The organism is Mesorhizobium sp. M0119 (assembly GCF_040322615.1).
In the GTDB taxonomy this organism is placed as follows: Bacteria; Pseudomonadota; Alphaproteobacteria; order Rhizobiales; family Rhizobiaceae; genus Mesorhizobium.
Map to the genome: position 1 here is coordinate 1 of NZ_JAMYTU010000072.1, position 14,112 is coordinate 14,112.

Annotated in this window: 10 protein-coding genes; 5 read left to right on the forward strand and 5 right to left on the reverse strand. The window is 64.9% G+C overall.

The window, feature by feature from the left end:
- Positions 1–2,574, forward strand: a 2,574-nt coding sequence (mutS, locus tag NKJ40_RS30795; protein ID WP_352469260.1) for a DNA mismatch repair protein MutS, incomplete at its 5' end; no start/stop codon positions are given.
- Between the two features lie 222 nt (positions 2,575–2,796).
- Here the strand turns inward: mutS and NKJ40_RS30800 are convergent.
- From NKJ40_RS30800 to NKJ40_RS30810, 3 genes are all read right to left on the reverse strand, one after another.
- On the reverse strand, positions 2,797–3,642 hold the full coding sequence (locus NKJ40_RS30800) for an aldo/keto reductase (protein ID WP_352469261.1): 846 nt from the start codon (positions 3,640–3,642) through the stop codon (positions 2,797–2,799).
- Positions 3,643–3,729: 87 nt separating this feature from the next.
- Positions 3,730–4,116 carry a CopM family metallochaperone gene (copM, locus tag NKJ40_RS30805; RefSeq protein ID WP_352469262.1) on the reverse strand — a complete coding sequence of 129 codons (387 nt, stop codon included), beginning with the start codon at positions 4,114–4,116 and terminating at the stop codon, positions 3,730–3,732.
- Between the two features lie 42 nt (positions 4,117–4,158).
- Complete coding sequence (locus tag NKJ40_RS30810; protein ID WP_352469263.1) at positions 4,159–6,663, reverse strand: heavy metal translocating P-type ATPase; 2,505 nt, start codon at positions 6,661–6,663, stop codon at positions 4,159–4,161.
- 228 nt (positions 6,664–6,891) lie between these two features.
- Here NKJ40_RS30810 and NKJ40_RS30815 point away from each other — a divergent pair, with 228 nt between their 5' ends.
- The gene (locus NKJ40_RS30815) at positions 6,892–9,690 is read left to right on the forward strand and encodes a [protein-PII] uridylyltransferase (protein ID WP_352469264.1); all 2,799 of its coding nucleotides are present in this window, start codon (positions 6,892–6,894) and stop codon (positions 9,688–9,690) included.
- Between the two features lie 46 nt (positions 9,691–9,736).
- Entirely contained in the window at positions 9,737–11,335 is a 1,599-nt protein-coding gene (gene murJ, locus NKJ40_RS30820) for a murein biosynthesis integral membrane protein MurJ (RefSeq protein ID WP_352469265.1), read from the forward strand.
- On the opposite strand, the gene NKJ40_RS30825 is transcribed toward murJ, so the two are convergent.
- Both NKJ40_RS30825 and NKJ40_RS30830 read right to left on the reverse strand, forming a co-directional pair.
- Positions 11,310–11,714 carry a type II toxin-antitoxin system VapC family toxin gene (locus tag NKJ40_RS30825; RefSeq protein ID WP_352469266.1) on the reverse strand — a complete coding sequence of 135 codons (405 nt, stop codon included), beginning with the start codon at positions 11,712–11,714 and terminating at the stop codon, positions 11,310–11,312. The genes murJ and NKJ40_RS30825 overlap by 26 nt on opposite strands.
- Positions 11,714–11,959 carry a type II toxin-antitoxin system VapB family antitoxin gene (locus NKJ40_RS30830; protein ID WP_023676383.1) on the reverse strand — a complete coding sequence of 82 codons (246 nt, stop codon included), beginning with the start codon at positions 11,957–11,959 and terminating at the stop codon, positions 11,714–11,716. The genes NKJ40_RS30825 and NKJ40_RS30830 overlap by 1 nt, the downstream gene beginning before the upstream one ends.
- Before the next feature lie 355 nt (positions 11,960–12,314).
- Here NKJ40_RS30830 and trpS point away from each other — a divergent pair, with 355 nt between their 5' ends.
- Together trpS and NKJ40_RS30840 are read left to right on the forward strand one after the other, a co-directional pair.
- Positions 12,315–13,391 carry a tryptophan--tRNA ligase gene (trpS, locus tag NKJ40_RS30835; protein ID WP_352469267.1) on the forward strand — a complete coding sequence of 359 codons (1,077 nt, stop codon included), beginning with the start codon at positions 12,315–12,317 and terminating at the stop codon, positions 13,389–13,391.
- Positions 13,392–13,480: 89 nt separating this feature from the next.
- A complete protein-coding gene (locus NKJ40_RS30840; RefSeq protein ID WP_107649287.1) occupies positions 13,481–13,972 on the forward strand; it encodes a universal stress protein in 492 nt (163 codons plus the stop codon).
- The last annotated feature ends 140 nt before the right edge of the window (positions 13,973–14,112 follow it).

The window sequence follows — 14,112 nt, forward strand, 5'->3', positions numbered from 1 at the left end:
CGGTGTGCTGCCCCGCCCCCGGCCCGGGCGGCGGGGGCGGCGGCCTGTGGCCCCCACAGCGGCCCACCCCCCCCGGGGCGCTCCTCCGGGGGGGGCGGGGGGCGGGGCCCCCCCCCCGACGATTATCTGCAGAAGCTGATCGGCCAGGGGTTCCGCGTCGCCGTCTGCGAGCAGATCGAGGATCCGGCCGAGGCCAAGAAGCGCGGCGGCAAATCGGTGGTGCGCCGCGACGTCGTCCGGCTGGTGACCCCCGGCACCATCACCGAGGACAAACTGCTGGCGCCGTCGGAATCGAGTTTCCTGATGGCATTGGGACGGGTCAAGGGCGGCGCCGAGCATTCCTTCGCTTTGGCCTGGATCGAGATCTCGACCGGTGTCTTCCGCGTCGCCGAAACCACCGCCGACCGGCTGCTCGCCGATGTCTTCCGTGTCGATCCGCGCGAGCTGATCGTCGCCGAGCCGGTGTTTTACGACCCGGAGCTGAAACCGGTATTTGACGTGCTCGGCCGCGTCGCCAGTCCGCAGCCGCCGTCGCTGTTCGATTCGGCTTCGGCCGCCGGCCGCATCGCCCGCTTCTTCGAGGTGGCGACGCCGGATAGTTTCGGCACGTTTTCGCGCGCCGAGCTGTCGGCGATCTCAGGCGTCATCGCCTATGTCGAGAAGACGCAGAAGGCCGAACGGCCACCGCTGTCGCGGCCGGAACGCGAGGAGCAGGGTTCGACGCTGTTCATCGACCCGGCGACGCGCGCCAATCTGGAGCTGCTGCGCACGCTGTCCGGCAGCCGCGAAGGGTCGTTGTTCAAGGCGATCGACCGCACGGTGACCGGTGGCGGCGCAAGGCTGCTCGCCGACCGGCTGATGGCGCCGCTGACCGACCCGGCGGCAATCGCAGCAAGGCTGGACTCGGTGTCGTTTTTCCGTTCCGAGACGCGCCTCTGCCAGGCGGTGCGGGCAAGCCTGAAGAGCGTTGCCGACATGCCGCGCGCGCTGTCCAGGCTGGCGCTCAACCGCGGCGGCCCGCGCGACCTCGGCGCGCTGCGCGCCGGTTTCGAAGCGGCCGGCGCCATCGCCGGACTGTTCGGCCAAACCGCCTTGCCGGGCGAATTGACCGCAGCGTTGGGAGCTATCAAGGCACTGCCCAGTGAACTGGCGACGCATCTGGCACAGGCGCTCAGCGACGAGCTGCCGTTGCTCAAGCGCGACGGCGGCTTCGTCCGTTCCGGCTACCACGCCGAACTCGACGAGATGCGGGCGTTGCGCGACGAGTCGCGAAAGGTCATCGCCGGGCTGGAGCGTTCGCTGATCGACGAGAGCGGCATCCGCTCGCTGAAGATCAGGCACAACAATGTGCTCGGCTACTACATTGAGGTCACCGCCAATCACCATGCGCTGATGACCGGCAGCGACGGCGCCAAGGCGCGCTTCATCCATCGCCAGACCATGGCCAACGCCATGCGCTTCACCACCACGGAACTCGCCGAACTGGAAACCAAGATCGCCAACGCCGCCGACCGGGCGCTGGCGATCGAGCTTGCCGCTTTCGAGGCGCTGACGGCGGAAGTGGTCGGCCAGGCCGACACGATCCGTGCCGGCGCCGAAGCGCTCGCCGTGCTCGACGTTTCGGCCGCACTTGCCCTGCTTTCCGAAAGCGAGGCCTGGTGCCGGCCGCTGGTCGATGCCAGCCTTGCCTTCGAGATTTCGGGTGGACGCCATCCGGTGGTCGAACAGGCACTGCGGCGTTCCGGCGAAGGCCCGTTCGTCGCCAATGATTGCGATCTGTCGCCGCAAGGCGACGCCAAGGCCGGCGCGATCTGGCTGCTGACCGGCCCCAATATGGGCGGCAAGTCGACCTTCCTCAGGCAAAACGCGCTGATCGCCATCCTTGCCCAGACCGGCTCGTTCGTGCCGGCGGCATCAGCCCATATCGGCGTCGTCGACCGGCTGTTTTCGCGGGTCGGCGCCTCCGACGATCTGGCGCGCGGCCGCTCGACCTTCATGGTCGAGATGGTCGAGACGGCGGCGATCCTCAACCAGGCCGGCGAGCGCGCACTGGTCATCCTCGACGAGATCGGCCGCGGCACCGCCACCTTCGACGGCCTGTCGATCGCCTGGGCGGCGGTCGAATATTTGCACGAGAAAAACCGCTGCCGGGCGATCTTCGCCACGCATTTCCACGAGATGACGGCGCTCGCCGGAAAACTGCCGCGGCTCTCCAACGTCACCATGCGGGTCAAGGAATGGGAGGGCGACGTGGTCTTCCTGCACGAGGTCGGCAAGGGTGCCGCCGACCGTTCCTACGGCGTCCAGGTGGCGCGGCTGGCCGGCCTGCCGGAAGCCGTCGTCGGCCGGGCCAAGGAAGTGCTGCACCAGCTCGAAGCCGGCGAGGTTTCGGGCAAGGCCAGCCGCCTGGTCGACGACCTGCCGCTGTTTTCCGTGGCGGCGCAGCGGCAAGCGTCGAAGCCGGCGAAGAGTGATGGGCTGGGTGTGGCGCTAGCGGAGATCAATCCCGACGAAATGACGCCAAGGGAGGCGCTGGAGGCGCTGTACCGGTTGAAGGGGATGGCTGGGAAGTAGTGCTCGTCCGATAGCGCTCTACGGCGCCCCCCTCTGTCCTGCAGGACATCTCCCCCTCAAGGGGGGAGATTGGCAGTTTCGCTCACAGCGCTTTTTCCTTCGACGTTCGAAGTTGGCGAAAGCCGATGCGAGATCCAATCTTCCCCCTTGAGGGGGGAGATGTCCGGCAGGACAGAGGGGGTGTGACGGAACGCTGCTTTGGCTTGCCTTCCGCCCCACCCCTCAAATCATCGCCAGGCCCGACTTCCGCCTCGGCGGCGGGAAGGCGCGGTCAATTTCGGCGAAATCTTCGCTCGTGAGCTCGATCTCCAACGCCGCGACATTCTGCCGGATATGCTCCGGGCGGCTAGCTTTGGGAATCGCGATGACGCCCTCCTGCGCCATCACCCAGGCAAGCGCGATCTGCGCCGGCGTCGCACTGTGGCGGGCGGCGATGGCATCGAGCCTGGCGTTGCGCGCCAATACCCCCTGATCGACCGGCGAATAGGCCATCAGCGGCATGCCGCGTTGCCGGCTCCACGGGGCGAGGTCGAACTCGACGCCGCGCTGCGACAGATTGTAGAGCACCTGGTTGGTCTGGACGTTGCCGCCGGCCGGCAACCGGACCAGCTCCTCCATCTCGCCGGAATCAAAATTGCTGACGCCCCAGTGGCGGATCTTGCCGGCTGCCTTCAAGGCTTCGAACGCCTCTGCCGTTTCCATCAAAGGCACGCTGCCCGGCCAATGCAGCAGATAAAGATCGATGCGGTCGGTAGCGAGATGCCTCAGGCTGTTCTCGCAGGCCCGTTTCACGCCGGTGCGCGAGGCATTGGACGGCAGCACCTTGGAGACGAGGAACACTTCGTCGCGGCGACCGGCGATGGCCTCCGCCACCACCTCCTCGGCACCGCCGCTGGCATACATTTCGGCGGTGTCGATCAGCGTCATGCCGAGATCCAGCCCGAGCTTCAGGGCATTGGCCTCGTCGCCACGGCGGCGGCCGTCTTCGCCCATCTTCCAGGTGCCCTGGCCGAGCACCGGCACGACTTCGCCGCAGGGCAGGGTGGTCCTTCTTATCGTCGATGGCATGGCATGCTCCAGTCAGGCGGCATCATAGCCGCCAAAGGGAATCCAGGTGAAGCCTCTTCCCCGGATTCGCTCTGATAGCGTGAACCGCTACTTCACCGGATGGGCGGCCAGCCAATCCTGCATCTGCTTGATCTCGGCTTCCTGCGCGGCGATTACTGCTTCGGCGAGCTTGCGCATTTCCGGATCCTTGCCATTGGCGAGCTCGATCTTGGCCATGTCGATGGCCGCCTGGTGATGCGGGATCATGCCGCGGGCGAAATCGACATCGGCATCGCCGGAATATTCGATCGCCATCATGTCGGTGTGCATCTTGTCCATCGCCGCCTTGTAGCCCTCGGTCGAGGGGCTCTGCGCGCCCATTGCGCCCATGTCGTGCTTCATCTCCTCGGCTTGTGCCGGAACGCTTTCGAGGAAAACAGCAAGCAGCATTCCCGCCGCCATCATTAGCAGCACGATCTTCTTGGCCAAGGTCATTCATCGTCTCCTTTTTTGAACAGGGTCTATCTGGAAGTTTACTCAGAGTTTCAACGTCCTGAGCCGCAATGCGTTGGCGATGACCGAAACCGAAGACAGGCTCATCGCCGCCGCCGCAATCATCGGCGACAGCAGCGTGCCGGTGAGCGGATAAAGCACGCCGGCAGCAACCGGCACGCCAAGCACATTGTAGAGGAAAGCGAAAAACAGGTTCTGGCGGATGTTGCGGATCGTCGCGCGGGCCAGCGTCCGGGCCCTGACGATGCCGTTGAGGTCGCCCTTGACCAGCGTAATTCCGGCACTTTCGACCGCAACGTCGGCGCCGGTGCCCATGGCGATGCCGACATCGGCGGCGGCAAGTGCGGGCGCATCGTTGACGCCATCGCCGGCCATGGCGACGCCGGCACCGCCGGCACGCAACTCCTCGACCAGGGCGTTCTTCTGTTCGGGCAAAAGCCCGGCACGCACCGCGTCGATGCCGAGCTTGGCGGCGATGGCCTTGGCGGTGCGCTCGTTGTCGCCTGTCGCCATGACGATCTTCAGCCCGCTGTCATGCAGGGCCTTGATCGCCTCGGCGGTCGTCGCCTTGATCGGATCGGCGACGGCAACGAGGCCGGCGAGCTTGCCTGCGACAGCGACGAACATCGCGGTCTTGCCATCGGCCTGCAGCGCCTCGGCACTGGCCAGGACCGAAGCCGTATCGATGCCGAGATCGGCCATCATCGCGGTATTGCCGAGCGCCACCTTCTGTCCCGAAACTGTGCCGGAAACACCCTTACCGGTGATCGCCTCGAAACCGCTCGCGTCGGCAACCTTCACGCCGCGTTCGCGGGCGCCTTCGACGATGGCTTCGGCCAGCGGATGCTCCGAGCCTTTTTCCAGCCCGGCGGCGAGCGCCAGCAGATCGTCCTGTGCCATGCCTTCGACGGCAACGACGTCGGTCAGTCGCGGCCGGCCTTCGGTCAGCGTCCCCGTCTTGTCGACGATCAGCGTATCGACCGAGGCAAAGCGCTCGAGCGCCGCCGCTTCCTTGATCAGCACGCCGGCATGCGCGCCGCGCCCGGTGGCGGTCATGATCGACATCGGCGTGGCAAGGCCGAGCGCACACGGACAGGCGATAATCAGCACCGAGACCGCCGAGACGATGGCAAAGACCAGGCTGGGTTCCGGTCCGACGATCGCCCAGGCGACGAACGCAATGATGGCGACCAGCACGACGGCCGGGACGAAGTAGAACGAGACGCGGTCGGCCAACCCCTGGATCGGCGCGCGCGAGCGCTGTGCCTTGGCAACCAGCTCGACGATGCGTGCCAGCGTCGTCTCGGCGCCGATCTTTTCGGCGCGCATGACCAGCGAGCCGTTCTTGTTGAGCGTGCCGCCGGTGAGATTGTCGCCTTCCGTCTTTTCGACCGGCAGCGGCTCGCCCGTGATCATCGATTCGTCGATGGAAGAGCGTCCTTCGAGCACGATGCCGTCGACCGGCACTGCGTCACCGGGGCGGATGCGCAAGCGGTCGCCGGCCTTGACGGTTTCGAGCGGCACGTCGTTCTCGGAACCGTCCGCGCCGATCAGCCGCGCCGTCTTCGGCGCCAGGTCGAGCAGCGCACGGATCGCCGAGCCGGTTTTCTCGCGGGCACGCAATTCCAGCACCTGGCCGAGGAACACCAGCGCGACGATCACCGCCGCCGCCTCGAAATAGACCGGCACGGTGCCGTCATGGCCGCGGAACTGGTGCGGAAAGAGGCCTGGAAACAGCGTGGCGACGACGCTGTAGAGATAGGCGGCACCGACGCCGAGCGAGATCAGCGTCCACATATTGGGGCTGCGATTGAGGATCGAATCCCAGCCGCGGTGAAAGAAGGGGAATGCCGCCCACAGCACCACGGGGCTGGCCAGCGCCAGTTCCAGCCAGACCATAGCACGGTCGTCGATGAAGGCCTGGAACGTCAGGCCGAGCATCGGTGCCATGGCGATGACCAGCAACGGCACGGACAGCACCGCGCTCACCCACAACCGCCTGGTGAAGTCGACCAGTTCGGGGTTCGGACCCTCGTCGCCGGTCGGCACCCCCATCGGCTCCAGCGCCATGCCGCAGATCGGGCACGAGCCGGGCTTGTCGCGGATGATTTCGGGATGCATCGGGCAGGTGTATTGCGTGCCCTTGGGCATCGCCTGCGGTGCCGGCCTGTCGCCGAGATACTTTGCCGGCTCGGCCTCGAATTTCGCCTGGCAAGCGGCCGAGCAGAAATAGAAACCCTGACCCTCGTGCCGCAAAAAGTGCCTGGCCGTGGCACGGTCGACGCTCATGCCGCAGACGGGATCGGTGGCGGTCAGATATTTCTGGGGTTCGGCGACGAATTTCGAACGGCAGCTTTCGCTGCAGAAATGATAGCGATGGCCGCCATGCTCGGTCGTCGGCTTGCCGGCGGCCGGATCGACCGTCATGCCGCAGACCGGATCGCGGATGACGGCGTCCGCAGCAGAGGAGGCGCCCTTTGCCGAGCAACAGCTGCCATTGGCGTGATGATGGTGATCGGAATGCGTCATGCCGAAAGCCCCTGTATTTCGATGTTGCGGCGGACGTAGTGCTTCCAGTAACTGGAAGGTCAAGGGCTGCTTTCGATTTTTCGCGCCCAAGCCCCTAACCGAACCGGCCGCGGGCGCGATACGATCGTCCCGTTCCACCGCTGCGGAGAACGCGTCCGTCCGCCCCATACCCAGCGCCGCGAAAACGCGCTATAGACGCCGCCAAAACGGCGAGGCCGAACGGCATTTATGGCAAGAATATCCCTGAAGCTCGAGGAACTGATCGACGGCGAAGCCTTGCGCCGCGAGATGACCGAACTGACCGCGGCCACGGCAGGCGACGGTTCGGGCAAGGCCGCGCGCAGCGGCGTCCTCAAGCTTCTCAAAAGCCGGCTCGCCGACGGCCGCACTGTCGCCGAACGCATGCTGATGGACGATGGCAGCGGCACCGCCTGCGCCGCCCGGCTGTCCCATCTGATGGACGAGATCATCCGTGCGCTCTACGATTTCGCCGCCACTCATGTCTATCGCGTCAAAAACCCGTCGTCGGCCGAGCGCATGGCGGTCGTCGCCGTCGGTGGCTATGGCCGCGGCACGCTGGCGCCGGGGTCCGACATCGATCTCCTGTTCCTGCTGCCCTACAAGCAGACGCCATGGGGCGAGCAGATCGTCGAATACATGCTCTACATGCTGTGGGACCTCGGCCTGAAGGTCGGCCACGCGACGCGCAACATCGACGAGTGCCTCAGGCTGTCGCGCACCGACATCACCATCCGCACCTCGATCCTGGAGGCGCGCTTCCTGTGGGGCGAGCAAAAGCTCTATGACGAGCTTCTGCAGCGCTTCGACCACGAGGTGGTGCGCACCACCGGCCCCGAATATGTCCAGGCCAAGCTCGCCGAACGCGACGAGCGCCACGCCAAGGCCGGCGAGAGCCGCTATCTGGTCGAGCCCAACGTCAAGGACGGCAAGGGCGGCCTGCGCGACCTGCAGACGCTGTTCTGGATCGCCAAATATTTCTACCGGGTGCGCACCGGCGAGGAACTGGTCGACAAGGGCGTCTTTACCGACGCCGAATACCGGGAATTCCAGAAGGCCGAGGATTTTCTCTGGGCGGTGCGCTGCCACATGCATTTCCTCACCGGCAAGGCCGAGGAGCGGCTGCATTTCGACATCCAGCGCGATATTGCCGAGCGGCTCGGCTACACCACCCATCCCGGCCTGTCGGCGGTCGAGCGCTTCATGAAGCACTACTTCCTCGTCGCCAAGGAAGTCGGCGACCTGACCCGCATCTTCTGCGCCGCGCTGGAGGAGGAGCAGGCCAAGCATGTGCCGGGCTTCAACCGCATTTTCCTCACCTTTTCGCGGCGCAAGCGCAAGCTCGCCGGCACGGCCGATTTCATCGTCGACAACCACCGCATCAACATCGCCGACGACGAGGTGTTCGAGCGCGATCCGGTCAATCTCCTCAGACTGTTCTGGTTCGCCGACAAGCACGGCCTGGAATTCCACCCCGATGCGCTGAAGCTTCTGACCCGCTCGCTCGGCCTCGTCGGCAAGGCGCTTAGGCGCGACGAAGAGGCCAACCGGCTGTTCCTCGATATCTTGACCTCGGACCGCAACGCCGAGCTCAATTTGCGGCGCATGAACGAGGCCGGACTGCTGGCAAAGCTGATCCCGGATTTCGGCAAGATCGTCGCCATGATGCAGTTCTCGATGTACCATCACTACACCGTGGACGAGCATTTGATCCGCTGCATCGGCGTGCTGGCCGAGATCGAGCGCGGCGACGGCGAAAAGGTCCATCCACTTTCCCACGCGCTGATGCCGGGGCTGAAGAAGAGCCGCGAGGCGCTTTATGTCGCCGTGCTGCTGCACGACATCGCCAAGGGCAGGCCGGAAGACCATTCGCAAGCCGGCGCCAGGATCGCCCGGCGCATCTGCCCGCATATGGGGCTCTCGCCGGCCGACACCGAAACGGTCGCCTGGCTGGTCGAGAACCACCTCGTCATGTCGATGACCGCGCAGACCCGCGATCTCAACGACCGCAAGACGATCGAGGATTTTGCCGCCATCGTGCAGTCGGTCGAACGGCTGAAGATGCTGCTTGTGCTTACCGTCTGCGATATCCGTGGCGTCGGGCCTGGTGTCTGGAACGGCTGGAAGGGCCAGTTGCTGCGCACCCTCTACTACGAGACCGAGCTTTTGTTGACCGGCGGGTTTTCGGAGGTGTCGCGCGCCAAACGGACGGCGGCGGCGCGCGAACAACTGGCCGAGGCGCTTGCCGACTGGCCGGAAAAGGCCCGCAAGCGTTACGTCGGCCAGCACTACGAGAACTATCTGCTGGCGGTCGATCTTCCCGACCAGGTGCGCCATGCCGAATTCATCCGCGAGGCTGACCATGCCGGCAAGAAGCTGGCCACCATGGTCAAAACCCACCAGTTCGAGGCGGTGACCGAGATCACGGTGCTGGCGCAGGACCATCCGCGCCTGCTCTCGGTGATTGCCGGCGCCTGCGCGGCGGCCGGCGGCAACATCGTCGACGCGCAGATATTCACCACCTCGGATGGTCGGGCGCTCGACACCATCCTGATCTCGAGGGAGTTCGACCGCGACGAGGACGAGCGCCGCCGTGCCGAGCGCGTCGGCCGGCTGATCGAAGACGTGCTGTCGGGCAAGAGCTGGTTGCCCGAAATGATCGAGAAGCGCACCAAGCCGCGGCGCGGCGCCAAGGTTTTCCGTATTCCGCCACGCGCCGAGATCCGCAACACCCTGTCGAACCGGTTCTCGGTGATCGAGGTCGAGGGGCTGGACAGGCCGGGCCTTCTGTCGGAGATCACCGGCATGCTGTCGGACCTGTCGCTCGACATCGCCTCGGCCCACATCACCACCTTCGGTGAAAAAGTCATCGACACGTTCTACGTCACCGATCTCACCGGCCAGAAGATCGATAGCCCGTCGCGCACGGCGACCATCCGCAACAGGCTGATCGCGGTGCTCGAGGGCACGGCGTCCGAGCGCGGCAAGACCAAAACGGCCGCCGAGTGACTGTTACCTTCCATTTGCCCCAATCCCGCAGGCAGACTTCAAGCGCATGAGCCTTGTCAAGAAATTCGCCACGGTCGCTTCCGGCACGCTGATGAGCCGGGCCCTCGGCTTCGGCCGCGAGATGCTGATGGCTGCCGCACTCGGCACCGGCCCGGTCGCCGACGCCTTCAACGCCGCCTTCCAGTTCCCCAACACCTTTCGCCGGCTGTTCGCCGAAGGCGCCTTCAACGCCGCCTTCGTGCCGCTGTTCGCCAAGGAGATCGAGACGCACGGCACCGACGGCGCCAAGCGCTTTTCCGAAGAGGTGTTCGGCGTTTTGTTCACCGCGCTTCTGGCGCTGACCATTGTCATGGAACTGGCGATGCCGCTGATCGTGCGCTACCTGGTGGCGCCGGGCTTTGCCGACACGCCGGGAAAATTCGAGACGACGGTGGCGCTGGCGACCGTTATGTTCCCCTACCTGATCTGCATGTCACTCGGCGCCATGATGGCCGGCATGCTGAATTCGCTGCGCCGCTATTTCGCCGCCGCGGTGGCGCCGGTGTTCCTCAACGTCATCCTCATCGCCGTGCTTGCCTATGCTTGGTACAAGGGTTCGGACGCCCGCACCGTCGGTTTCGGTCTGGCCTGGGGTGTGCTGGCGGCCGGCTTGGTGCAGCTGGCGATCGTCTGGGCGGCGGTGCGCCATGCCGGCATTTCGATCGGCTTCCGGCGGCCGAAGATGACGCCGAACGTCAAGCGGCTGCTGATCCTGGCGCTGCCGGCGGCGATCACCGGCGGCATCACCCAGATCAATCAGCTGATCGGCACGGCGATCGCGTCGGCGCAGGACAGCGCGGTGTCGTCGCTGGCCTATGCCGACCGCGTCTACCAGCTGCCGTTGGGCGTCGTCGGTGTCGCCGTCGCCATCGTGCTTCTGCCGGAACTGTCGCGGGCGCTGAAATCAGGCAATCTGGTCGAGGCCGCCAATCTGCAGAACCGCTCGGTCGAGTTTACCCTTTTCATGACCTTGCCGGCGGCGGCCGCCCTGCTGGTCATGTCCGAGCCGATCGTGCGGCTGGTCTATGAGCGCGGCGCCTTTGCCGCCAACAATTCGACGCCGACGGTCGCGGCAATCCTGGCGATTTTCGGCCTCGGCCTGCCGGCCTTCGTGCTGATCAAGGCGTTCACCCCAGGCTATTTCGCCCGCGAGGACACGCGCACGCCGATGATTTTTGCCGCTATCTCGGTGGCGGTTAACATTACGACGGCGCTGACGCTGTTTCCCACCATGGGCGCGCCCGGCATTGCCGTTGCCTCCGCCGTCGCAGGCTGGGTCAATGCATTCATGCTGCTCGCCGTGCTGATCCGGCGCGGCCATTGGGGCCGCGACGTGCCGCTCTTGAAACGCATCCCGCGGCTGGTGCTGTCGGCGGCGGTGATGGCCGCGGCGCTCTATTTTGCCGAGCACTGGTTCGCCGCAAGTCTCGGCTCCGGCTCGCCGCTGGTGATCAAGACGGTAACGCTGCTTGCGCTGGTCGCCGGCGGGGCGTTGCTTTACTTCGTCACCGCCTTCGCCACCGGCGGTGCCGATTTCGGCATGATCCGCCGCAATATCGGGCGGAAGGGGTCCCAGCCGGTCAAGCAACAGTCTCCAGATCCGTGAAGCGGAATTCGTCCGCCGTCGAAAGCATCGGAACGGCGTAGTAGCGCGCACAGGCGTAGTGGAAACAGTCGGCCATGTTCAGGCGGCCAGCGTTGTTGCGAAACCGCGACGCTGCCTCGACAGACAGAGATGCTGCGTCAGAGGGAGGCGGAAGCTCCCGCAAGGTGATTCCACGCTCTTCGAGAAAACGACTGACTATCTCCAGGCTTGTGGCGACCGGGATGGCTAGCTTTTCCGATCGCGAAAGCGCCATCGCGGCTTCCCAAACCGCGATGGCCGACGTGAACGGAGCCGACGCTTTCATGACCGCCTGCGCGCAGCGCTGGGCTTCGGTCTCGTTGCTCAGTATTGCAACGATAGCGGCTGCATCGATGAACATCAGTCTTCACCGGACAATTCGTCGTAGACCGAGCGCGGCAACGGCTTGCGCGCCTGCTCGCTCAGCTCAATACCGAATTCAGCCCGGAGCCGTGCCGCCGTCTCCAGCGGCGTCTCGCGATTGCGTCGGCGCTCCAGAGCTTCGCGCATGGCGATCACGATTGCCTCGGTGATGCCGACACCTTCAAGCCTGGCAAAAGCCCGCGTCAGGCTGTCAGCTTCCTTGTTGTTGATGTTGATCGTCATTGTTTTGCTTCCGCGGTGTAGCAAATATTATGTAGCTATCTACATCAGTCCGTCAATGTGGCCTAGCCAAATCGAAGCGATTGCCAAGGCGAGCTATTTTGTTCTTGCTTTGTGCCGGCAGCTATGCTACTAATTTCGGTATGGTGCTGATTGGCGCCGAGAACCCGCCGCAAGGCGGGTTTTTGTTTCTGGTCGGCGCTATCCCCCTCAAACAGCCTTCTGCTCGGCCGAAGCCAAAGCCCCGCGTGACGTGGCCAACGCCCTCTTGATCGTCTCCTCGCTCTCGTCCATAAGCGCGCCGTCGCAAGACTTTCGCCGCGCGCGAAACGGCCCTCCACAAGCCAAGGAAAACACCATGACCGATCAGCCCCCCTTCAAACCGCTCGTCTTTTCCGGCGTCCAGCCAACCGGCAATCTGCATCTCGGCAATTATCTCGGCGCCATCAAGAAATTCGTCGCCCTGCAGGACACCTCCGACTGCATCTATTGCGTCGTCGATCTGCATTCGCTGACCGCACAGCTCGTCTATGAGGATCTTCAGGACCAGACGCGTTCGATCACCGCGGCGTTTCTCGCCTCCGGCATCGATCCGAACAAGCACATCGTCTTCAACCAGTCGCGGGTGATGCAGCACGCCGAGCTTGCCTGGGTCTTCAACTGCGTGGCGCGCATCGGCTGGATGAACCGCATGACGCAGTTCAAGGACAAGGCCGGCAAGGACCGCGAGAACGCCTCGCTCGGCCTGCTCGCCTATCCCTCCCTGATGGCCGCCGACATCCTCGTCTACCGCGCCACCCACGTGCCGGTCGGCGACGACCAGAAGCAGCATCTGGAGCTGACCCGCGACATTGCGCAGAAATTCAACAACGACTTTTCGGACCGCATCGCAGCGCTTGGCGTCGGCGTCGAGATGCAGGTCGGCGAGGAGACGGTGAACGGCTATTTCCCGCTGACCGAGCCGGTCATCGGTGGCCCGGCGGCGCGCATCATGTCGCTGCGCGACGGTTCGAAAAAGATGTCGAAGTCGGACCCGTCGGACCTGTCGCGCATCAACCTGACCGACGATGCCGATGCCATCTCGAAGAAGATCCGCAAGGCCAAGACCGACCCGGAGGCTTTGCCCGGCGAACTGGACGGGCTTGCCGGCCGGCCGGAAGCGGAAAACCTCGTCGGCATCTATGCCGGCCTCGCCGAAATCTCGAAAGAGGCCGTGCTGAAGGAATTCGGCGGCCAGCAGTTTTCGGTGTTCAAGCCGGCGCTGGCCGATCTCGCGGTGGAAAAGCTGGCGCCGATCGCCGGCGAGATGCGCCGCATCTCCGATGACCGCGCCTATGTCGACGCGGTGTTGCGGGATGGCGGCGAGCGTGCCGGCACATTGGCCGAAGCGACGATGAAAACCGTGCGCGACATTATCGGCCTGCTGCAAGGCTGAGCTGCACCAATATTGCCACAGCCGCCGGTCGCTTGCGGGCGGGCTGCGGCGGTGGCAGATTGCGACCGAAACCATCGAACAGGGTGAATATGGTCTCCAAACGCCTCAGCCGCGAAGCCGGTCATCGCCGCAAGTTCCTGGCGATCATCGACGACACGCCCGAATGCGAGCGCGCCGTCGCCTACGCCTCGAAGCGGGCGCAAAGCACGAGCGGCGTGCTGGTGCTGCTCTATGTCATCGAGCCGGATGATTTCCAGCACTGGCTGGGCGTCGAGAAGATCATGCGCGAGGAGGCGACCGCCACGGCCCGCGCGGCACTGGACAGCTACGCCAACAAGGTGCGCCAGAAGCTCGGCATCGAGCCGGAGCTGGTGGTGCGCGAAGGCAAGCCGACCGAAGAGATCCACAAGCTGATCGAGGAAGACCAGGACATCGCCATCCTGGTGCTGGCGGCAGGCGCCGGCAAGGAAGGGCCTGGGCCGCTGGTCGGCGCGGTCGCCGGCAAGGGCGCCGCCTTTCCCATCCCGGTCACGGTGGTGCCGCAGAACCTGTCGGACGAGGAGATCGACAGCCTCGCCTGAGATGTGCTGATATTCAGGTGAGGCCGGCCTGCAAATGGCGGCTTCCTGCGCTTCCGGTGCTCATATGTGGACGGCCCCCTGCTTGCAAGGATTGGTTCGGATAGTTTGATCGGATCGCTTGCGCTCATATGTCCGGCCTT